General features: G+C 50.3%; 15 protein-coding genes. 11 read left to right on the top strand and 4 right to left on the bottom strand.

What is annotated here, in order from left to right; all coding sequences use genetic code 11:
- Window positions 1–15 precede the first annotated feature (15 nt).
- A complete protein-coding gene (serS, locus tag LCH85_24750; GenBank protein MCA0355216.1) occupies window positions 16–1,284 on the top strand; it encodes a serine--tRNA ligase in 1,269 nt (422 codons plus the stop codon).
- 174 nt (window positions 1,285–1,458) lie between these two features.
- Here the strand turns inward: serS and LCH85_24745 are convergent, their stop codons facing one another.
- Window positions 1,459–2,490 carry a response regulator transcription factor gene (locus LCH85_24745; GenBank protein MCA0355215.1) on the bottom strand — a complete coding sequence of 344 codons (1,032 nt, stop codon included), beginning with the start codon at window positions 2,488–2,490 and terminating at the stop codon, window positions 1,459–1,461.
- A gap of 371 nt (window positions 2,491–2,861) precedes the next feature.
- Between LCH85_24745 and LCH85_24740 the strand changes: the two genes are divergently transcribed.
- The 4 genes from LCH85_24740 to LCH85_24725 all read left to right on the top strand — a co-directional run bounded on the left by LCH85_24740 (window position 2,862) and on the right by LCH85_24725 (window position 6,657).
- Window positions 2,862–3,986: a sugar ABC transporter substrate-binding protein gene (locus LCH85_24740; protein ID MCA0355214.1), complete on the top strand. Its 1,125-nt coding sequence runs from the start codon at window positions 2,862–2,864 to the stop codon at window positions 3,984–3,986.
- Between the two features lie 84 nt (window positions 3,987–4,070).
- On the top strand, window positions 4,071–4,862 hold the full coding sequence (locus LCH85_24735) for an ATP-binding cassette domain-containing protein (GenBank protein ID MCA0355213.1): 792 nt from the start codon (window positions 4,071–4,073) through the stop codon (window positions 4,860–4,862).
- Window positions 4,859–6,094 (top strand): sugar ABC transporter permease, encoded by a 1,236-nt coding sequence (locus LCH85_24730; GenBank protein MCA0355212.1) that lies wholly within the window; start codon window positions 4,859–4,861, stop codon window positions 6,092–6,094. The genes LCH85_24735 and LCH85_24730 overlap by 4 nt, the downstream gene beginning before the upstream one ends.
- Window positions 6,095–6,324: 230 nt before the next feature.
- The gene (locus LCH85_24725) at window positions 6,325–6,657 is read left to right on the top strand and encodes an MGMT family protein (GenBank protein MCA0355211.1); all 333 of its coding nucleotides are present in this window, start codon (window positions 6,325–6,327) and stop codon (window positions 6,655–6,657) included.
- A gap of 40 nt (window positions 6,658–6,697) precedes the next feature.
- Here LCH85_24725 and LCH85_24720 read toward each other — a convergent pair whose 3' ends face one another.
- Together LCH85_24720 and LCH85_24715 are read right to left on the bottom strand one after the other, a co-directional pair.
- Complete coding sequence (locus LCH85_24720) at window positions 6,698–9,436, bottom strand: hypothetical protein (GenBank protein MCA0355210.1); 2,739 nt, start codon at window positions 9,434–9,436, stop codon at window positions 6,698–6,700.
- Window positions 9,437–9,714: 278 nt separating this feature from the next.
- The gene (locus LCH85_24715; GenBank protein ID MCA0355209.1) at window positions 9,715–14,976 is read right to left on the bottom strand and encodes an alpha amylase N-terminal ig-like domain-containing protein; all 5,262 of its coding nucleotides are present in this window, start codon (window positions 14,974–14,976) and stop codon (window positions 9,715–9,717) included.
- A 592-nt stretch (window positions 14,977–15,568) separates the two neighbouring features.
- Between LCH85_24715 and LCH85_24710 the strand changes: the two genes are divergently transcribed.
- The 6 genes from LCH85_24710 (at window position 15,569) to LCH85_24685 (ending at window position 23,042) form a co-directional block, all read left to right on the top strand.
- A complete protein-coding gene (locus LCH85_24710) occupies window positions 15,569–17,419 on the top strand; it encodes a glycoside hydrolase family 31 protein (protein MCA0355208.1) in 1,851 nt (616 codons plus the stop codon).
- A gap of 46 nt (window positions 17,420–17,465) precedes the next feature.
- A complete protein-coding gene (locus LCH85_24705) occupies window positions 17,466–18,191 on the top strand; it encodes a metal-dependent hydrolase (protein MCA0355207.1) in 726 nt (241 codons plus the stop codon).
- 426 nt (window positions 18,192–18,617) lie between these two features.
- A complete protein-coding gene (locus LCH85_24700; GenBank protein MCA0355206.1) occupies window positions 18,618–20,951 on the top strand; it encodes a putative DNA binding domain-containing protein in 2,334 nt (777 codons plus the stop codon).
- Complete coding sequence (locus tag LCH85_24695; protein ID MCA0355205.1) at window positions 20,944–21,543, top strand: UbiX family flavin prenyltransferase; 600 nt, start codon at window positions 20,944–20,946, stop codon at window positions 21,541–21,543. The genes LCH85_24700 and LCH85_24695 overlap by 8 nt, the downstream gene beginning before the upstream one ends.
- Window positions 21,543–22,253: a bifunctional demethylmenaquinone methyltransferase/2-methoxy-6-polyprenyl-1,4-benzoquinol methylase UbiE gene (gene ubiE, locus LCH85_24690; GenBank protein MCA0355204.1), complete on the top strand. Its 711-nt coding sequence runs from the start codon at window positions 21,543–21,545 to the stop codon at window positions 22,251–22,253. Before LCH85_24695 ends, ubiE begins: the two co-directional genes overlap by 1 nt.
- Before the next feature lie 249 nt (window positions 22,254–22,502).
- Window positions 22,503–23,042: a zinc ribbon domain-containing protein gene (locus LCH85_24685; protein MCA0355203.1), complete on the top strand. Its 540-nt coding sequence runs from the start codon at window positions 22,503–22,505 to the stop codon at window positions 23,040–23,042.
- Between the two features lie 109 nt (window positions 23,043–23,151).
- Here the strand turns inward: LCH85_24685 and LCH85_24680 are convergent, their stop codons facing one another.
- Window positions 23,152–23,358, bottom strand: coding sequence for a helix-turn-helix domain-containing protein (locus LCH85_24680; protein MCA0355202.1), 207 nt, complete (start codon window positions 23,356–23,358; stop codon window positions 23,152–23,154).
- Between the last annotated feature and the right edge of the window lie 121 nt (window positions 23,359–23,479).

Genomic DNA, 23,479 nt, shown 5'->3' with positions numbered 1-23,479 from the left:
TGAAGGAGTATTTCAATGCTAGATATTCGTTTATTCCGTGAACAACCCGACATGGTACGCGAAGGTTTTGCTAAAGTTGGCCGTGATCCTGGCTTAGTCGATCAGGTGATTGGTTTGGATCTTAAACGGCGCGAGGCGATTACCGAAGTCGAACGGCTCAAGGCCGAGCGCAATGCTGGCTCGAAAGATGTGGCCCGCACCAAAGATAAGGCTGAACGCGACGCAAAAATTGCCGCCATGAAACTGGTTGGCGATCAAATTACCGAACTTGATACTCAAGCGAATGCAATCGATTTGGAATTGCACAATCTTCTGCTCGATTTGCCCAACTTGCCGTTGCCTGAAGTGCCAGTTGGCAAAGACGAGCACGATAATGTTGTGGTGCGAGTTGAAGGCACAATCAAAGAAACCGATTTTGAGGTTAAGCCACACTGGGAGCTAGGCGAAGCCCTTGGCATTCTCGATTTTGAGCGGGGCGTGCGCATGAGCGGCACACGCTTTTTCGTGATGAAGGGTTTGGGCGTGCGCTTGCAACGGGCCTTGATTAGCTGGATGATCGATATGCATGTTGATCAGCATGGCTATACCGAGTTGGCCGTGCCCTACTTGGTTAAGGCCGATGCCATGGTTGGCACTGGCAACTTGCCCAAATTTGCCGACACGATTTTTCATATTGAAGATACCGATTTATGGTTGATTCCAACCGCTGAAGTGCCAGTTACCAACTTACATCGCGAAGAAATTTTGGATAAAGCCCAATTGCCATTACGCTATGTGGCGCATACCCCATGTTTCCGCAACGAGCAAATGAGCGCTGGACGCGATGTCCGTGGCATCAAGCGCCTCTACCAGTTCGATAAAGTTGAGATGGTGAAAATGGTTGAGCCAACTACCAGCTACGACGAATTGTTCTCGCTGATTAGCAATGCTGAAGATGTTTGCAAAGGCTTAAAGATTCCTTATCGCTTGTTGCAATTATGTACCGCCGATTTGGGCATTGCCACGGTCAAGTACGATTTGGAAATGTGGGCACCTGGCATGAACGAATGGCTCGAAGTTTCGTCGTGTGGCTTGTTTGGCGATTATCAAGCTCGCCGCGCCAATATTCGCTATCGCCCCGAAGCTGGGGCAAAACCAGAGTTTGTGCACACGCTGAATGGATCGGGCTTGGCTTTGCCACGGGTGATTATCGCGATTCTGGAAAATTATCAAAATGCTGATGACAGCGTGACCGTCCCCGAAGTGCTGCGACCGTACATGGGCGGCATCGAACGGATTGGGTAATATTAGGGGTCAGGGGTTGGGGTTCAGGGGTCAGGAAATGCTTTGGTGAAACAGAAAGCAGCAGAATAATCAAAATAATCTGTGCTCATCTGTGGCTAAAAACCTTCTTTGTGTTCTTCGTGTCCTTCGTGGATCACAATCCTGACCCCTAGCCCCTGACAACTGACACCTCACTCACACATCTTCCAACAACAAGCGCAGGGCTGCCGCATCGAGGTCTTTTTTATCGAGCAAGGCGACTGCCCCGACTGCCAAACCGCGTCGGTGAAACTCGCGGTCGGGGTAGGCACTGACGAGTAGCACCCGGGTATTGGGTGATTGTTGCTTGATTTGGGCCGCGCAACTAATTCCATCTTCATCGCCTAAAACCACATCGACCAAGGCCAAATCTGGCGAGCGTTGGCTGATTGCTGCCATGGCCTCGGTTTGATGAGCGGCCTCAACTACAGCACAATTGGGCTGCATTTTGCTAATCATGCGGCTAACGTGTTGCCGATAGCGCAAATTATCATCAACAATCAACACGCTTAGCGCTTGACTGGGGGCGAGCGCTTGGCTGCTGGTTGGCATCATCGGCAATTGCGGGTGTTGGGCCGCATAATGCACCGCCTCAAGCCGACTTTGCACCCCAATTTGGCGATACAGCCGTGTAAGATGATTTTCGACAGTTTTAACGCTCAGGCCGATGCGGCGAGCGATTGCATGGTTATCATCGCCCTGCTGCAAACACCACAGCAATTCGCGTTGGCGCGGGGTCAGGCCAGTTTCAACCACGGGCACGCCGCGCATCAATTTAGAAAGCAAGGGTGTGCAAACCCAGCGTTCGCCAGCCAGCACGCGTTGCAAGGCTAACCGAATATCAGCCAAAGGTTGATCTTTGAGTTGATAGCCATCGACTCCTGCTTGCAACAACCCTTGCACATACACATCATCATCGTAGGCGCTGACCACCAAGATTTTGAGCTGGGGATAATGCATGCGAATTTGGCGAATGGTTTGCAACGGCTCGAATTGCGGCATGCTCACATCAATCACCAAGGCATCTGGTTGCAAATCGAGCGCTGCTAAAACCCCAGGCCCATCGCCAACCTCGGCCACAATTTCAACATTGGGCAAATCGCTTAGCGCGGTTGAAATGCCAGCTCGCACTACCGCATGATCATCGGCTACCACAATTCGAATCTGACGCTCGCCATTGAGTTGCATGCAAATCCTCGCTTTAGGGGGAAATCCCCCCATTCAACTAGGGGAAAGACCCTAGGAAGATTGGGGGATTGGGGGTTGGGTTGACCAACAGCTTTGGCGTACACTAGCGTTACATCAGTCAGCACATACTATCGTGCCATAAGCGGCGAATTTACGCAACTTAGGCAACCCACCACCAACCAACTACCCATCATGGCAAATCTACACCTACAGAAAAAAGCAATGGTTCGCTCAGCGTAGCTTTGATGATGGTTTAGGGCATTGGTGCGCTTCTCACCAGGAGCAGGTTCGTTCGATTTGGTTGGCTTTTTGTTCGCACAATTCGGTATCAATGACGATTGTAGGTCTTAACAGACGAAGGAGTCCACTCTATGAACGTGCGGCGTAGCGCATTCACTTCCCTCTTGTTGATCCTCATCTCCGGCGTGATTGCAGCCTGTGGTAGCGAAAGCGCTACAACTGCTCCAACCACGGGCACTGGTGGCACAACCAGCAGTGGCGGCAAAGTAGTCGCTTTGTTCTTGCCCGATGCCAAAACTGCCCGCTATGAAACTGCCGACCGCCCCTACTTCGAAGCCAAAATGAAAGAGCTTTGCCCAGATTGTCAGGTGATTTACAACAACGCCAACCAAGATGCTAGCTTGCAATTGCAACAAGCTGAAGCAGCATTGACCAACGGCGCAAAAGTGTTGGTACTTGACCCAGTTGATTCAGCTGCTGCTGCTTCAATTGCCGACAAAGCCAAAGCCCAAAATGTGCCAGTCATCGCCTACGACCGCTTGATCCTCAACTCAGATGGCGTAAGCTACTACATTTCATTCGACAACGAATCAGTTGGCAAGTTGCAAGCTGAAAGCTTGGTCGCACAATTAGACAAACAAGGGATTGCCAACCCAACCATCGTCATGATCAACGGCTCACCAACCGACAACAATGCTAAATTGTTCAAAGCTGGCGCTCACAGCGTGTTTGATCCATTGGTTAGTGCTGGCAAATTGACCATCGCCAACGAATATGACACTCCCGACTGGAGCCCCGACAAAGCCCAAGACCAAATGCAACAAGCCTTGACCAGCATGGGCAACAAAGTTGATGGCGTGTATGCTGCCAACGACGGTACTGGTGGCGGGGCGATTGCCGCTATGAAAGCTGGCGGTCTCTCACCATTGCCCCCAGTCACGGGCCAAGATGCTGAATTGGCTGCGATTCAACGGATTTTGGCTGGCGATCAATACATGACGGTGTACAAAGCAATCAAGCCTGAAGCCGAAGCTGCTGCTGAATTGGCTTTTGCCTTGCTCGAAGGCAAAACCACCGATAAAGCTACCAGCAAGGTTAACAATGGCAAAATTGATGTTCCTTCAATCTTACTGACCCCAATTGCTGTGACCAAAGAAAACGTCAAAGATACGATTGTCAAAGACCAATTCCACAAAGTTGATCAGATCTGTGCTGGCGACTTCGCCAAAGCCTGTGCTGATGCCGGTATTCAATAACTAACCTCTACGCCGCTGGGTTGGCACGGCTCACACAGCCAGCCCAGCGGCTCCTCCTCTGACCCACAGCAAAAGGAATATGTCATGACAGCAACAGAAGCAGCGATGCCTGTCTTGCAATTGCGCCAAATTAGCAAACGCTTTGGTGCGGTTCAAGCCCTCTCCAACGTCGATTTCGAGGTTTACTCGAATGAAGTGGTGGCGTTGGTTGGCGATAACGGCGCAGGCAAATCGACGCTGATTAAGACCATCGCCGGAGCCTACAAACCTGATGAGGGCGATTATGTCTTTGAAGGCAAGGTCGTTTCAGTCAATAGCCCACGCGATGCCACCGACCTCGGCGTTGAAACCGTCTACCAAGATTTGGCCTTGTGCGATAATCTCGATGTGGTTTCCAATCTCTATCTTGGCCGCGAAAACGTGCGCCGTAGCGGGGTCAAAGCGCTTGATCTGCTGAATGAAACCGAGATGGAACGTCGAGCAACTGAAGTGCTGCGCGATCTGAGCGTCAAAATTCCGAGTGTGCGGGTGCAAATTGCCAATCTTTCGGGCGGTCAGCGCCAATCGGTGGCGGTTGCCCGTTCGGTTATGTGGAACTCCAAAGTTGTGCTGCTCGATGAGCCAACGGCGGCGCTGGGCGTTGAGCAAACCCGCCAAGTCAAAGATTTGATTATGCGGTTGCGCGATCGTGGTTTGGCTGTGGTGGTGATTAGCCATAATGTTGCCGATGTGTTTGAAGTATCCGATCGAATTATTGTGATGCGGCTGGGGCGGCGGGTCGCTACCTTCCACACCGCCCGTAGCACCAACGAACAAGTGATTGGCGCGATTACTGGGGCAATGCTGCCCAGCAATGCCTATGGAGAGGCCGAATGATGAAAACGCAACCGACGAATCTTGCTGCTGCGCCCAACAATTGGCGCGAAGCATTAGCCGAACGCTTTCGCCAAGGCAACTTAGGCTCGCTACCAGTGATTATTGGCTTGATTATTATTGCGCTGGTGTTTCAAAGTATCAATAAAAACTTTCTTACGCCACTCAACCTGACCAACTTGATGGTGCAAATCGCCGCGATGGGCACAATTTCAACTGGGGTTGTGCTAATTTTGCTGCTAGGCGAGGTTGATCTTTCGGCAGGCCAGGTTAGTGGCTTGGCGGCGGCAGTGATGGCGGTGTTGGTTTCGCGCCATAATTTGCCTGCTGGCGTGGCGATTATTGGGGCAATTGTGGTTGGAGCCTTAGTCGGCTTGTTGCAAGGCTGGTGGATTTCATCCTTCCGCGTGCCCTCGTTCGTGGTTACGCTTGCAGGTTTGCTAGCTTGGCAAGGCTCGCGGCTACGGGTGCTTGGCGACACAGGCACCATCAACATCACCAATAAATTTATTAATGATATTGCCAACTATAAATTGCCAATTTGGCTTGGCTGGGTTTTGGGGGTTGTCAGCGTTGTCGTTTATGCCTTGATTGTGTTCAACGAATATCGCAGCCGCCGCGCTGCTGAATTGCCAACTGGTTCGTTGAACGGCGTGTTCTGGCGGGTTGGAGTGGTTGGTGCGAGTGTCTTGGCAGGTGTTGCCATGATGAGTGTCAACCGCAATGCCAACGCTGCAGGCAACCCAATCCAAGGTGTGCCTAGCGCAGTCATTATCTTCTTGACCTTCTTGATTATCTTTGATTTTATTACCCAGCGCACCCGTTTTGGCCGCTATGTCTATGCGGTTGGTGGCAATACCGAAGCTGCTCGCCGCGCAGGGATCAACGTTAATCGGATTCGGATTACGATTTTTATGCTGGCTTCGGCGCTCGCAGCCTGTGGCGGGATTTTGGCGGCCTCACGTTTGAACGCGGCCAATCAATCATCAGGCGATGGCGACGTGCTTTTGAATGCAATCGCCGCAGCGGTGATCGGTGGCACCAGCTTGTTTGGTGGGCGTGGCCGAATTTGGTCGGCTTTGCTGGGCGCACTGGTGATTGGGGCAATTGCCAATGGCATGGATTTGCTGGCGCTCAAGTCATCGATCAAATTTATCGTCACTGGCTCAGTGCTTTTGTTGGCCGTTACGATTGATGCCGCCTCACGCGCCCGCCGCGAAAACAGCGGACGTTAGATCCAAACCTTAACGCAGAGGCGCAGAGAGTATTTTAGGATTCAGAGGCCAGCGATCAGGGGTCAGGATTCTTGATTGGGCGAGGTGATGCAAAGCTGATCCCTTGTCCCTGAATCCTGACCCCTTCGTGTTCTTCGTGTTCTTCGTGGATTAATCTTAACCTTGACTTCTTCGTTCGTGCTATTTTGTGCTAAAGTGCTGGTAGCAGATCTATCAGTGAGCACAGATTAATGAGCAACGAATTTTTGACGGCGATTTATCAAACGCTCAAGCAAGTGCCAGCAGGCCGGATTGTGAATTATGGGCGGTTGGCTTTGGCAGCGGGCTACCCTGGCTATGCGCGGGCGGTTGGCAAAGCCTTGCATTCCTTAGATGAGCAATATCCTGATGTTGCTTGGTGGCGGGTGGTCAATCGCGAGGGTCGGATTTCGACCAATTGTCCAGTGCATACGGCAATCGAACAACGCCAACGCTTAGAAGCCGAGGGGATTGAGTTTGATGATCGTGGCTATATTAGCTGGCAACGCTTTGGTTGGCTCGAAACCAGTGAGCTGGAGTTTTGAATAATGGGCGATAGCAACCACTATCGCCCATTATGTTTAATTATTTCACCAGCACTACGCCCGATTGGGCTGAAACTGGCAAGGTTAATTGGCCGTTGCTGACGGTATAGCTGCCACCATTCAAGACATCGGTCAAGACTGTGCCATTGACCAAATGGCTGACATTGATGGTTGCGGTTTGGGTGGCTGTGCCATTGTTAAGCACTACAACTGCCTCTTGCGTGCCTTTCCAGCGACGATAGCCATACAGTTTGCTGGCATCGTTGACCAGCAGGGTTGCCACATCGCCGCTGCTGAGCGCTGGGTAGGTACGACGTAGCCCGATCAATTTCTTGAAATGGGCGTACATTGCCGTATCGGGACTACCACCTTTATCAGCCCAAGGATAGGTGCGGCGGTTATCGGGATCGCCGCCACCAGTTACCCCAACTTCGTCGCCATAATACACCGATGGTGCACCTGGCAGGGTCATTTGCAACAGCACCATCAATTTCATGCGGGCTTTGTCGTCGTTGAGCAAGCGTAAAGCGCGAGTTGAGTCGTGCGAACTGACCAAGTTCATCATGCCAAACCATGGGGTAGCAGGCATTTGCGCACGGAAGGCATTGTAGCTACTGTCGAATGAGCTAGGTGCATTGCCATTGGCGAAGCTCACCGCCCAATCACGGAAACAATAGTTCATCACCGAATCAAGCTCGTTTTGGTTGAGGTAGGCGCGATATAAGCCCCAATCACAACCGCCCGTGACTTCGCCCAGCAATAAACTTTCGCTATCGCCATAACCAGTTTTGACATAGGGCCGCATATCGCTCCACCAAGCATGGGTGATATCTTGGGCTACGTCGAAGCGCCAGCCAGCGATACCCCGTTCGAGCCAGAAGCGGGTTACTGATTTGCCATTGGGGCTTTGAGCGCTGCCATCGCGATAGAAAAATTGCTTCACTGGGTCGTTTTCGATAAATTCAGGGATGGTTTCATAGCCATACCAACCCTTCCAGCCCCAACCGCCAACACATGGATACGAGCCGCTGGTGCCAGCTGAGCCTTGGGTGAACCAACTGCGGTAGGGCGATGAAGCCGATTCGCAAGCACCATTGATGCCTGTCCAGCGGTCGGTTTTATAGCCTGGGTAGCCTTGGAGATAGATGCTATCCATGCCAGCGTGGTTGAATACACCATCAAGAATCACTTTGAGGCCTTTGGCATCGGCGGCGGCGATCATCTCGTCGAATTTTGCCAAATTGCCAAAGCGTGGGTTGATGCCATAATAATCGTTGGTATCGTAGCCATGGTTTGAGGCTGCATCGAAAATCGGGTTGAGATAGAGGACATTCACGCCAAGATCGTTGAAATAACCAGCATTGATTTTATCGACAATGCCTTGTAAATCACCACCATAAAAATCGATGCCATAGCCGGGGGTGGTTGGCGTTTCATTCCAATTGCTGTGGATTGAGGCCAAACAGTTGGGTGCGCCTGCGCCGCTATAGCCGTTGCAGGTGTTTGGGCCATAGACCCGCACATTGTTGAAATTGTTGCCGCTATCGCCATCACGGAAGCGATCAGGGAAAATTTGATAGATCACGGCATCTTGCAGCCATGTTGGCACCGCATAATCTTGCGGTGGTGCTGGAACCGTTCCTAACTTCCACGAACGATCAAGCGCGGTGGCACTCCACACGCCTGGGCCAGTGTTGCTGGTGTTGGCAACCACATAATAGCCAATTGTCGAGCCGTCGCTCAGCTTAAATTGATACCACTGATCGGTTGAGCTGCTGGGGGCTGGCACGCTGGCTTGCCACATAGCATAGGTTCCATCATTACTCACCACAGTTAATGGATAGCTGAATGATGGTTGGCTGAATGGTGCGCCAGTTAACCAAACCGATAAACTCACAGCGCTAACATCGTTGCTACAGGTACGTAAACGAATACTAGCCGATTGCCCGGCTTGCAGCGAACCAAGCGGGTCGCGATACACGCTGTTGGTGCTATCGTGGTACACCGCGCTGCTGATGATCGTGTTGTTGCCGACTGCTGCGCCGCTGCAAGCCCCCGATGGCGTGGCTGAAACTGTGGGAGTTGGGGTGTTGGTGGCAGTAGCAGTTGGGGTACGCGATGGCGTGGGTGTTGCGCTGATGGTGCCAACCGGCGTGCGCGTGGCTGTAGCGCTAGGAGTGGCAGTGCGAGTGGCGGTTGGGGCAATTGTTGGAGTAGCCGTGGGCGTACCGCCGCTTTGCACTGTAAAACTATAATCATCGGGATCATAGTTTGCGCCCCGTACATGCTGGCCGCGAGGATTGACGTAATTGCCATTTTGGGCTTTGAGTAGGGCTAAAACGCTGCCATCGTACACCCGAACCCGATAATACACAGTTGTACCAGCGGCATGAGCTGGAATTGTGCCACGCCACAGATCGTAACTGGTGCTAGCGGTGTTGCGGAAACTAGCAGTTAGCGTTTTGACTTTGCTCATCGCTACGATCTGCTCAGTTCCGTTCCAGTAGCGAATTTGGGCACTGGTCAGATCGCCAGCCAGCGCTAAGATTGAAATTTGGACATTGGTGGTTGAAACGATCGTGCCATTGGCTTCGGCTTGTTGAAAGCTGAAACTTTCGCCTGGCACAAGCTCAGTGCGGGGGTTGGCGCTAGGAGCAGCATGATACAGCTCATCCCAATGCACATTATTATCGCCAGCGGCAACCGACTTCGGGTTTGGCAACAAGGCCAAGGCCAACAGAACCAACGCGAGCAATCCGCCAAATCGTTTGTTTAGCATTAATGACTCCGTTTACAGCGTTGTTAGAGTATTTGTCGTGAAACACCAACGTTTCAGATAGGAGCCGTGCGCCAAATTTTAGGCACACCAAACCTAGCGTCGAACGCTCGGCTACCTATGTTCTCTGTTGGTGCTCGCAACGATGGTGGCCTAGACCATCCTCACAACGACCAACAGAGCCTCATTCGGGGCGGTGCAAAACGGGGTATCGCGATGGCTAGGCCATCAACAATACCCCGACACCATTATCGGTATTCAATTAGCGGGCAAGCATGAAATTAGTTTGAACGTCCAACGATTGGTAGAAAGATCTTGAGAATATCCCTGCCAACAGTGAAGCGCACAACGTAGCGTTGTTGCATTGGCGATGGATCACCAATCACCCGCCGTACATTGAATGCGGTTAGCGTGTAGGTTCCATTTGGCAGTGGTGCTGCGGGGATGAAGCTGAAGGTTGTTGGGCTGGTAGCGACCACTGTGCCGACTACGGGCTGATTTTGAGCATTGGTCAAGACCAATACTTGGCTGATTGGGGTTGTTGCCGTAACAACTTGCGACCATGTAATTGCTGGTTGGACTGTTGGCGCAACTTCAACTGCGTTGTTGGCAATTGAACTACTGCTGACCAAGGGGTCGCGCCATGCTTGGACGGCCTTGCGGTTATCGTCGCCAGTGCCCCAATTGGTGTCAGTATCATCAACGATGAAATGGCCGTTGTTGCCATATTCAATGGTTACGCGGCGATTGGTGAAGGCCTCGATTGTGCCCCACGATTCGACGCGCTCCCACGCGCCACGAGTGTATTTATACTCCAAGGCTGTGCCTTCGAGAATTTGTTTATTGAATTCCCATGTATCGGTCAGCACGCGTTGCATAATTTGACCATTGGCCGTCCAAGCGCCATTGAAAACTGTGCCATCGTTGCCAGCGACATAGACGCTTTCGTTGGTTGGGGTTTCAACTGGCACTTTGACGCGGAAGGTCACGTCAATTACCCGTTGCTCGGCGCGAATCGAGACGCTATTCGAGAATTCCGATTGATTGAACGAACCGTCGAGCGCCTTCAATTGATAGGTATAGGTAATGCCTGCGGTTACCTCGGTATCAGTGAAGATTGTAGTTGGGTGCAATACCGAGGCAATCGCGTTGCCATCGCGATACACATCGTAGCGATAGGTATCGTTAGCGCTTGAAACATCCCAGCCAATCACAATTTGCGAGGCTGAACGTCGCACTTCGCGAAGATTAATCGGCGCGGTCGGCGCTGTTGTGTCGCTGCTTGCCGCAACAACTAAACTAGCTGCCTGCGCTGGTGAATAGCCATTATCCGAACCATCAAGATCGGCATAGATCCAGCTTGTGCCACCGTCGGTGCTATAACGATAGGCTACATCGAAGGTTCCAACACTGTTTGGCAGCAGATTGCCCACAAACTCATCGTTATTGCCATCTTGTACATTGAAAGTAGCCTCGAACCATGTCCAGCTAGCAGTGTTTGGCTGCGAACCATCGGGGCCATAGCCAACTTCGGCCAACAGGCTTGGCGTTGCGCCTGCTTCACTGGTAACGCCTTCGATGTATACCCGCCCATAGATATTGGTGGTTGGGTTGGTAATGCTGATCGTATGGTTGATTGTGGCTGGGAATTGCAGATTCGACCAGTTGATTACATAAGCTGGCAAGCCCGAAACTTCGTTGCTCGCGTCGCTTTCCAAGCCATTGCGTACTGCTTTGACAATGTAGTAGTAGCGTTGGCCTGGCGTGAGATCAGCATTGCTAAAACTGGTGCTGGTTGTATTGCCGACCAACTCGTAGCCACCGCCGCTCACGATTGAGCGATAAATGTTATAGCTTTCAGCGGTTGCAACGTTGTTCCAGCCAAGTTCGATGCTTTGTGACAATTGATTGGTCACTTGCAAGTTGGTTGGAGCAGCAGGAGCACTCATATCAACGCTATCAGGCGTTAGCCAAATGCCAACACTTTGTGGTGCAACGCTGAATGTGTAGGTTGTAACATCGGTTGCTGGCAGCAAACCAGTTTGGGTCAATGGCATGGTGCGAGTTAGCACTGTCCCCGTTGGCACGTAGCCAGCTAAGTTCAGCTCGATGCTATGGGCTTGGCTATCGCGGTTGAACACAACAATTGCCGCGCCGTTTTCATCCTTACGTCCATAAGCTAAGACTTTGTTGGCATCGTCGGCGGTCATCACATCGAACGAGCCTGTGCGCAGATAGCTATAATCGCGGCGCAATTGGCCAAGCCGTTGATAGGTTGCCAACAAATTGGTGTCGGCTTTGCGCCATTCGGGCAAGCTGTTGTAGCCTGCTTGGTCAGTCCATGGGTAGGGTTGGCGGTTGTAGGGGTCGTCGCGTGGCACATCGAAGCCATAGCCAGTTAAGCCAACTTCATCGCCATAGTAGATGGTTGGCGCACCTGGCAAGGTCATTTGCAAGGCGGCAACCAACGATAAACGATGCCGCGCATCAACGAAATTATCGACTGGTTGGCGATCGTAGCCAGTGCCGGTAAAGCCCAATTCGTTGAGCACATGGACGGCCCGATTGGTATCGTGGCTATCGATCAAGTTCATGGCTGCATTGTAGGCTGGCTCTGGGTAATCCTCGCGTATGGTTTCAAAGCTGTTGACAAATTGGCTGGGTAAGAGCGGATCGATCTCCTGACCGCCGTCGTTATCGACCCAGCGGGTATCGCGCAAGAAGCCCAAAACTGCGCGGCGATAGCGATAGTTCATGGTGCTATCGAATTCATCGCCAAGCACCCGATCGCGTACATCGCCTTCGCTCCAGGTTTCGGAGTAGAGCACAGCATCGGGATTGGCGGCTTTCATTACGTCGCGCCAGGTTTCAAAGAAGGTTGGGTTGACCCCAATCACATCGGGCACAACGTCGATACGCCAGCCGTCGGCTTTGTTGGTGCCATCGACCCAGTAACTAGCGGTGTTGCTTGGTAAGTTGGGGTTGCCGCCAGCCGTACCAAACCAATAGGCCATCACTTCAGGATGGTTGGTGTTGATTTGGGGCAAGGTGGCTACGCCAAACCAACCACGATAGTTGGTATCGCCAGCACATACGCCCGTGCCTGGCTCAGCGGCTGGCTCAAAGAAGAACCATGTGCGATATGGGCTGCTGACGCTTTCGCATGCGCCAACTTCAGCGTGGCGGCCAAAGCGATCAAAGAATGGGCTATCGCTGCTGACGTGATTGGGCACGCCGTCGAGCACCACCGTCATGCCACGGTTATGGGCATCGGCAACCAAATCGTCAAAGGCTTGTTGTCCACCAAAGGCCTCATCCACGTTGCGATAATCGCGACCATCGTATTTGTGGTTGGATGGGCTATCGAAAATTGGGTTGAGATAGAGCGTGGTTACGCCCAGCTCTTGCAAATAATCGAGTTTATCTTGGACCCCATTCAAGTCGCCGCCATACATGGTGCTGCTATAGGTTGACCACCATGGGTTATTTTGGTCGGTGAATGGCTCGGGATCGGGCACGATCGAGTTCCACGGAGTAACTGGGAAGCGATGGCCGCGCTCGGTTGGGTAGAACCAACCTCGCCCTGGGTAGGTGGTGTCAGTTGCTACACCAGTTGGGTCATTGCTGGGGTCGCCGTTGCGGAAACGCTCGACGAAAATTTGATAAATTGTGGCGTTTTGGGCCCATTCAGGCGTGGTAAAGGCTGGGTCGTAGATATAGATATTCCACGAGCGATCAGCGCTGGCGTTGACCACCTCGCCTAAGCCACCATCGAAACGATTATCATCTTCATAGAATAGGGTTGTCGCGCCATCTTCGATGATAAAACGGTAATAGACCACGCCCAAAGCAGTTTGCGCTGGCATGGTGTATTCCCAATAATCGTACATTTCATCGCTAGCCACCTTGGTCATACGTTGAATGCTTTGACCATTGTTGGCGGTGTAATACAAGCGAATGCGAGCTTGATTGATATCGTGGGCAGCGGTGCGCAAACGCAAGTTAACCGCTTGGTTGAGCGGTGCAGCACCAAATGGCACGCGATAGAGCGATTCACGGCTGTGATGTTCAATTGCATCACGATTGATCAAGCCATCGCCAACGACTGAATCGGGCACTTGGCCATCACGTTGCGGCGTAATTGCCACGCGGCCAGTGCGATTATCCAAGTAGAAGACGACAGTTTCATTGAGATTGGTGGTGGTAAAGCCGATAGGTGCAGGATCGTTGGCATCGAAGACCCGACCTTGGGCATTGTATTGCTCAACCCACGAGCCAGTGCGGGTGAACTTCGCAGCATAATTGCCTGGTGATGCAATCGTGTAGCGCAACACAAATTGATTTGGGGCGATTTGGATCATTTTGGTCGCTGGATTATTGTTGCTCCAGCCTTGGAATGCACCAACCACCGTGAAATCATTCGATGCATCAATTGCATTGACCACATTTTGAGTTGGTAGCAAATCCCAGCCGTTATCAGCCGCATGATTATTGCTATCGAACAATAATTTTACCGTTTGATTTGGTTGGTCGGTATAAATCCAAGCGTTTGCAGCTGGGAAGGCGGTCGCCCAATTACAAGCATTGACCTTCCATTCATAGGTGCCAGCGGTTGGAATAACAACATCGAGGCTGAAAACCCCGTCGCCGCTCACCAAGTCGCCTTGGGTTCCATTATCGACCAAGGGACTGCCAGTTTCTTGCCATGGTGGAGTTTGGTAGCTGCCTGGAGCACACCATGGGCCTGCATTGCCAGCGGTTTGCGGGCGAATCGTCAGGCGGCTCGTGTTGGTATCGAGCAAAAATACCACCATTTGTCCGGCTTGGGTGGTGGTAAAGCTGATGTTGCCTTGATCGACGGCACGGCCAACCCCAGTATATTGAGTTGTCCAATCGCCAGTATGTACGACTTTGCCTTCATAGCTACCAGCGTTTGGCACAGTATAGGCCAAATAGTACCAGCCATTGCCGAGGTTGGTCATGGCCGTGGCTGGGTCGTTATTCGTCCAAACAGGATTTTGGAACGAACCAACCGCTGTCCAGTTGGCAAAATCGCTATCGTAGGCGTGAATAATATTGGTGCTTGGCACGCCATGATTGCCAGCATTGGAATTGTAGTTGTTGGTGTCGAGGGTCAATTTGACGGTTTGATTGGCTTGGGTGGTGTTCATCCAAGCATTAGGGCCAGCCGGAACTGAAGTTTCCCAACTGCCACAAACAACCGCTTTCCATTCAGAGCGGCCAGCAGTTGCGATCACAACATCTAAAGAGTAGATGCCATCGCCAGCGACTAAATCGCCAGCGAGACCTTCGTCATTGGCAGGTGTTGCGCTGTTATCCCAATTTTGGAATCCGCCAGCGAAACACCAATTAACTTGAGCATTTGCAATAGTTGGAGCTTGATTGAGCGCCGGATTAAACGTGGTAGGCTGGGCAGCAACCACAGGCGTTTGTTGGCTGAACGTGGGGATCATCAACGACAACAGCATAACGATCAGCAGCATACGGCTGATCAGGCTCCGACGATGGGCAGTGTCACGCATGGACGGCTCCTTTGGTAAGGGGTTTTATTTGAACTGCGTTGTCCGCGATTTGTTGTGTCGTCAAACAAACTTTGTTGGTGCTGCGATCATAGCCTACAGCCAATACTTTGTCAACTGAACGAACGAGGTTTTAAATAAGGTAAAAATGTTTACAACTATTTGTAAAATATGCTTTTGTAAAAATGTAAAATGAATTTATTTGTTTTGGATTGTGTAGTTTTAGCGACGTTTCAAGCGCATGAATTTTGAGCAAAATTGGATGTTTCACGTGAAACGTTGCTTGATCCACGAAGAGCACGAAGGACTGAAACCACGAAGGACGCGAAGAGCACGAAGGTTAAGTTTTTTAGCCACAGATTGCACCGATTATTTTGATTATTGTCCTATGCCTCACACCTCAAATGCTAATCCTGTTAGAATTTCCTCCCGCATCCCTCATAATTCATCCTTTGGTTCTCTGCGTTCTCTGCGTTAAACCTAGCCCCTGATCCCTTCATCTATGTTCTATGCTCTATGTTCTATGCTCTTTGTTCTATGTTCTTCATCCCCACTATAATAGCTGGCAACATATTGATCGTTACGTGAGGCGTTTATGGCATACACTCTCGAATCAACAGGCTTATTGGTATTTCAACGTGATGACGAAGAAGTTTTGACGATTCAGCCCTACTTGCAGGCTTATGGCTCGCAGTTTGCCGCATTAGGTGTGCAAACCAAGCCTGATACAGTGCAATACACTAGTTTTGATAACCAAACCTTTGAGCTTAATCTTGAAACGACGGCAACAGGCTATCGGTTGGTGTTTCACGTGAAACATCAGGTTGCCCAAATTGGTTTAGCAATCGGCGTACAACCAGCAGGCTCGTGGTATGGCATGGGCGAACGAGTGATTCAAAGTTGGCCGCTCAACTTGGCTGGCGTGCAAAGCCAACCATTTATGACCTATGACCACGCCGATGATGGCACACTCAATATTGTTACGCCAGCTTGGATTGGCGCGAATGGCGTGGCCTTTATCGTGGCCGAAGATACAGGCCCGTTGCACGTCACAATCAATAGCGATCCAGCAGGGGTGATTCGGCTGGTGCAGTTTCCTTCGCCAACCCCATTTGGCGCAGGCTTGGATGGTAGCGAAACCCATTTTGAAGGCACGCGCTTAGTGCTCGATCTGCTGATTGCTGAAAATGTCAGCGTTGCAGCCCAACATGTCATTCAAAAATTGGGCTATCCCAAGGCGGCTCCACCATTGGCAATGTTTAGCAAGCCGATTTGGACAACCTGGGCACGCTATAAAATGGATATTGATCAAGCTCAAACGCTGGCGTTTGCCCAAGAAATTATCGACCAACGCTATCCATATTCCGTGCTGGAGATCGACGATCGCTGGCAAACCGCTTATGGCGATTTAGAATTCGATCGGCGCAAGTTTCCCGATCCCAAGGCAATGGTCGATCAATTACATGAGCTTGGCTATAAAGTAACCCTGTGGATTCCACCATTTTTCGATCCTAAGAGCGCGGCTTTTGCTGAAGCTGCTGCCAATGGCTATTTGGTCAAACATCCCGCCAACGATCAACCCTATTTGACCCGTTGGTGGCAAGGTTGGGGCGGTTTGTTGGATGTCTCGAATGCTGCCGCCTTGGCTTGGTGGCAAGCAGGTTTGGAGCGCTTGCAAACCTTGTATGGCATTGATGGTTTTAAATTTGACGGCGCTGAAGGCAATTTTCTACCCGCCGAGGCCAAAACCCATCTGCCGATGACTCCCAATCAATATAGTGATCGGTATGTGGCTTTTGTGGCCAAATCGTGGCAATGGACAGAGGTACGAACCGGTTGGCGCTCGCAACAGCAACCAATCTTCTTCCGCGAATGGGATAAATGGAGTCGTTGGGGTATGGATAATGGCTTGCATGCGGTCGTTACCCAAGCGCTTGCGATGAGCGTGATCGGTTATCCCTACGTGCTGCCTGATATGATCGGCGGCAATGCCTATAACGGTGAATTTCCCGAACGCGAGTTGTTGATTCGTTGGACGCAAGTCACAGCATTATTGCCAGCTATGCAATTTTCAATCGCGCCATGGCAGTACGATGCAGAAACCAGCCAGATTTGCCAGCGCTATGCTCAATTGCACGCTGAGCTAGAGCCGTACATCGCCGAATTGGTGCAAGCGACAATCACCGATGGCACGCCTTTAGTTCGGCCATTGTGGTGGCACTACCCCGACGATGCCAGTACCCGCTTTATTGGCGATCAATGGTTGTTTGGCGAGCAATATTTGGTTGCGCCAATGCTCCAATCCAATCACTACCAACGCGACATTTATTTGCCTGAAGGCGGTTGGCGCGATTACTGGACTGGCGAGAAATTCGAGGGTGAAACTTGGCTCTACAATTACCCTGCGCCCTTGGAAACCCTGCCGTTGTTCGAGCGGCTGTGGTAGAATTTTAGCGAGTAGTTGGATTATTGGTGTGCAAGGAGATTATTTCATGGCCAACACAACCATCACTTGGCTTGGTCACGCCAGCTTTTTATTTGTCACGCCCGAAGGCAAACGAATTGTGCTTGACCCTTGGTACGAGGGCAATCCTAGTTTCCCCGAGTCTGCCAAAGCTGAACTCGAAAATGTCGATGCAATTTTGCTTACGCATGGTCATATGGATCATACTGGTAACGCTATCACGCTGGCGCAGCAAACCAAAGCTCCAGTTGCTGGCATCGTTGAACTGATTGGTTGGGTGCAAGGCCAAGGTGTCGATGCGACACAATGTATTGGCTTCAACAAAGGTGGTTGTATCGAGATTGCTGGAATCAAAGCAACCTTAACCACAGCACACCACAGCAGCAGCATCAGTAGCGGCAGTATTTCGCTCTACTTGGGCGATCCTTGTGGCTTTATCCTCGAATTTTCCGATGGCTGCGTGGTGTATCACACTGGCGATACCTGTGTTCACGGCGATATGGCCCTGATGGGCGAGATTTATCAGCCGAATGTGACCATCTTGCCAATTGGCGATTTTTATACCATGGGGCCACGCCAAGCGGCGCATGCACTCAAATTAATTGGCTCTAAATTTGCCATCCCCGAACACTATGGCACATTCCCAGCTTTGCATGGTAACCCCGCAGCGTTGCAGAGCGAATTGAACAAACTTCAGCTCAACACCGAAATCGTTGCGTTGCAACCAGGCGAGGCTTGGACTTACCCAGCCTAAATGTTTCCCGTGAAACATTTAGCAGTTTGATCAGACAGCGTGCTCTTTGGCAAGGGTACGCTGTTTTTGTAGGCAAGGCTTGTCCCAACTTGTGAAACATATGCACAACGATCTGCGGTTGCTTAACATTGAATTAACGTTAATGCCTAATTTGGCTATGTTATGCACATTACCCACAGCTTTTCCACATTAGCAATTAACCAAAGTTATCCACATGCTGTGGATAACTTCTTGATAACTAAGCCAAAATAGCGAGAAATTAATGGTTTCACGGGAAACAGTAGAACATATTTGCGATCGATTGGTCAATTTTAAGTAAATTGCTGCTCTGAGCAGATTGAGGTATCATGACGGGCAAAATCGGCTTGAGAAGTCGAGAGTTTTTGGCGAAATAAAAACATTGATCTTGATGGAGTAAAACGGAAAATGACCTTTAGCGATGAGCAGGTATCTGCGATTTCCGAGCGATGGATGCGTTTAGATTTACATATCCATACACCAGCATCTGAAGATTATGCTGAACCAGAGGTAAGTTATCTCGATATTTTGCGGGCTGCTGCCGCCCACCAACTCGATATTATTGCCTTTACCGACCACAATACGATTCGCGGCTATGAACAATTTCGCGATGAACTGGCCTTACTCGAACGTTTTGTCCAAGCCGATCGCTGTACGCCCGAGGAGCGCGAACGCTACGGCGAATATCAACAATTGCTAGCCCAATTGACGGTGCTGCCTGGTTTTGAGTTTACTAGCCATTATGGCTCGCATATTTTGGCACTTTTTGCCCCGACTACCCCATTAAGTGTGCTCGAAGCGGTTTTGTTGCAATTGGGGATTCCCGCCCAAGAATTAAAAGCTGGCTCGTGCTCTATCTCCAACACCAAACATGTGACCGAAGCCTACGAAATTATTCATCGCGCTGGCGGGATTGTGATCGCCGCCCATGTCAATGCCCATGCGGGTGTCGTTAGCGAGTCAATTCGCTTTGGCAATAGCGGTCAATCACGGGTTGCCGCCACCCAAAGCCCCTATTTGCACGCCTTAGAATTTGTGCATTTCTATGCCTCGCACGAGAGCTACCTCAGCCCAAATTTTTATAATGGCCAACATAGCTATTACGAACGGCCAATGTTTTGCATCCAAGGCTCCGATGCCCATCGCATCAGTCGGGCTGATGCCGATGACCCAGAAAGCAAAAAAGTCTATGGCGTAGGCGATCGTTATTTTGAGGCCTTATTGCCCGAAGCCTCGTTCGATGCGCTCAAAGCTTTGTTCAATAGCAAGCAAATCGATAAGGTTCGCGTGCCACGCCGCGACCAAAAGCAATGGGAGATTGATAACGTGCGACTGAATGGCGATTCGCGCCACTTAATTGCCCGTCCGGCAACCGAGGAGTATTTGGCGCAAGCTTGGCACGATATAGCTGCCCTCGCTAACGCCGATGGTGGAGTTTTGTTAATCGGGACTGATGGCGAGCAAACTGTCTCGCCAACCGTAATTAGCGAGCAAATTAAGCACCTCGTAGCCCAACATCTTGATCCTCAACCCAGCCTCAGCCTAGAATTAATGCAATATCAAGAACGCGATGTGGTGCGGGTCGAAGTTAAAACTGATGAATTGCCGCCTTACGTCGCAAGCAATGGCTCGGTTTATGTGCGCCGCGACGATCAAACCCATGTCGCGAATCGCGAAGAATTATTGCAATTAGCCCGCCGCGCTTTGGTGCGTAGCACCATGTCACCACTCGATAATGGCGAAGATTTGGAATTGCCACGCTCTGGGGTCGAGATTGTTAGCGAGCAAAAACGTAACGCAGTTTGGACCTATGAAGTACGTGATTTGCGCACCACCACTGGGGTTGAGCGTGATCGTGCCCAAGGTTTGTGGGCCTATGCCATCGCTCGCCACGAAGAATTGCGCGATGCCAAAATCGACCTCAACGAAGATGTGCGTTGGTATGGGCGGCTCGGCGTATGGCGTACCTTCCAACAAGGCAATCGCACCAAATACGATCTGATTCATCGCGATGCCTCAGGCGTGATCGACCATATTTTCTATGGCGTTTCTGAATGGGGGCTTGGCGAAGGTTGGCGTTCATTGCTTGGCATCAACGATAATTTTGGCGTTGATCTGAATGTCAACGATGATCATGCACCAATCAGTGCGCCACGTGGCTTTACTGCGCCGATCGACGATGAGCAAACCGATGGCGAAGATGATTGGATGCCTTGGGGCGATCGCAAATATCGTTGGAAAGGCCGTGGCGGGCTTTGGCGAATTTACGGCAACGATGAAAAAATTCGCTTTGATCTGGCCATGAAAAATAAAGAAGATGAAGATTTTCAAACCTTCAACGATGTAACTCGCGCCAAATTGACCGAAGCTTGGCTCAATTTGATTCGGGTCAAGCCGCCAACTACTGGCATCGAAGTTGTGTCGATGGAAGAAAGCGATTTTGGCCGCTCGTTCCGCTTCCGCAATTTGCGCAGCGGCGAGGTCAGCGACCCATGGCGCGACCAAGATCTGGAGCAAGGCACAGTTCGCGAATATGCTGCACGCATGTTCCTTGAAGATCTGCCAATCGACGAGGCTTCAGTACGTTGGTGGGGCAATATCGGCTATATGCGGCCAATGCGCTCACAGGTTGATCTCGTTTATCGCGATGAAGATGGCGTGGATCATATCTACTATGCTGCCCGCCGCGAGGAACTTGAAAACGAATGGCGCGAATTATTGGAGCTATGGGACGATGAGTAAGCGTTTGCCAGTGGTGGTTGGGGTTAGCGGTGCGAGTGGAGCAGCCCTCGCCGATCGGGTGATCGAGCGTTTGATCGCGTTGGAACACCCGATTGAGTTGATTGCTACGTCATCAGCTCGGATCGTTTGGCGACAAGAACAAGGCTATCCTTGGGCTGAAGCCGTGGCGCGTTGGCAGGCTTCAGGCCTGATCACCGAGCATAATCCCAATAATCAAGCGGCGACGATTGCTAGCGGTTCGTATCCGGTCTATGGCATGCTGATTGTGCCCTGCTCGATGGGCACAGTTGCGGCCTTGGCGGCTGGTTTTGCCAACAATTTGCTGCTGCGGGTGGCCGATGTAACCCAAAAAGAGGGACGGCGCTTGGTCGTCGTCCCGCGTGAAACGCCGCTATCGAGCGTGCATTTGGAAAATATGCTGCGTTTAGCGCAACGTGGCGTGCGACTTGTGCCGCCAATGCCCAATTTCTATGCTCGCCCAACCACAGTTGCCGAGGTGGTCGATTTTGTAGCGGCCCGCGCTTTAGTCGCCTTGGGGCTAAGCCCTGAGCTTGATAGTAACCAGCAATGGGCTGGCTTGGAGCTTGAATAATGTCAGTTTTGCCACAATCCGATCAGAAGGCGGTCTATGTCAATGCCATGTTCACAGCAATTGCCCAACGCTATGATCTGATGAATCGGCTAATGACGTTTGGGCTTGATCAAGGCTGGCGACGTTGGGCAACCAAACGCATCAAACAGCCGCAAGCGATGTGGGCCTTGGATGTTGGCTCGGGCACTGGCGATTTTCTGCCGATTTTGCAACAAGCCATGCCCCAGCTCAACGTCGTTGGGCTGGATTTTACCTTGGCGATGATGCAAGCTGGTCAAGCCAAACGCGAGCAAGATACGCTTGGACATAGCTTTATCAATGGCGATGGCATGCACTTGCCTTTCGAGGATGAGGCATTCGATATTGTGACAACAGGCTTTGCCATGCGCAATATTGTGGATATTCGCCAAGCATTTAGCGAGATGGCACGGGTAACCAAGCCAGGGGGCAAATTAGCATGTTTGGAAGTTGCGCGGCCTAAAAATCCCTTGGTACGTTGGGGCCATCAGTTCTATTTCAACAACATTGTGCCGATTATTGGCAGTATTGTTGGTGGTAACAATCGCGCCTATACCTACTTGCCCCAATCAGCTTCGATCTTTCCGCAACCACCTGAGCTAGCCCAGATTATCGCCGAATGCGGCTGGCGCGATGTGACGTGGAAGCAACTTGGTTTTGGTGCGGTTGCCGTGCATATCGCCACAAAATAGATCTACAAAATCGATATGGCCGCATCAAATTTTAAAGTTGATAACAATAAGGGCTTCTCCACTAGAAATTCCTATTGTTTGATATGAAATATTGTATATACATTTCCCTAACACATGTTATAATGCGAGAACTATACCTTTATTGCCCTGAATATTCAGCCATAATTACTATCAATCGAATTTCGATTAAAACTACCTTTGAGTAGAAAGTGCAATAGATTCTATTTCTAACTATGGAAGGATAGTGGGATGGAAAATGTAATAACATGCCCTTATTGTAAAGAAAATATTATTGCTGGAGCACAGAAATGCCGCTATTGTGGAGAGTGGCTTATTCATCGAAAACGTTGGATATCATTGTGGGATTTATTAACCATTATGTGGAGAAGTGATGGCAAATATTGGATATTAGCCACAATCATTGGGCTTATCATATCTCCCTTCGGAGCTATAACAGTTCAATCTATTTATGAATCTCTGGATATACCTCAAATTCAAACTAATCCTTCAAATGTTTTTAGAGGAATGAGAACCGATTATACTATTTTTGCAGTTACAAGTATGGCATTTATATTTAGCTTTACACAATGGATAATGCTTAGAAGATATATTAAAAAAAGTTATTTATGGATTATTTTAAATTCTAGTATTATTCCAATAATTTTTATAAACTTTGGACATATTTATATAACATCAACAAATATATCTTTATTCCTGGTTATCTCTATTTTCTTGAATTTTATTATTGGATTTTACTTGATCGCTAATTCATCCGAAATTGGTAATTGATTATACAATCATGATATATAACTATTTTTTGTGGAAAATAATAATGAATCAGGCTGGATTCGCTAAGAATCCAGCCTGATTTGTGTTGTCTGCAAGGATATTTTGGAACTTAGGCTGCACTTGGGGCAAATTGGCGTTCTTGCTCCATTTCGTGTCGTGCCGTCAAAATATTCTGAATCTCGTCTTCGGAAATTCGCCAGCCACGCCCAAGTTGATACGAGCCAATCAACTTTTTGCTAACCCAACGCCGCACGGTATCTTCGGAGAGCTGCATTAATCCGGCGGCTTCTTCGATTGAATAATCATGGGAACGCATATGCGCCTCCTCTAGATAGCTCATCGTTAGAATCCACCACATTGGGGTTCGTTGCCACCGTTGGCATAGCCATACTATAGCACAAGATTATTAAGCACCTGTTATGCAAACTACACAAAAA

The organism is Chloroflexota bacterium (assembly GCA_020161265.1).
Lineage (GTDB): Bacteria > Chloroflexota > Chloroflexia > Chloroflexales > Herpetosiphonaceae > Herpetosiphon.
This window is presented reverse-complemented; position numbering and strand designations above follow the sequence as displayed.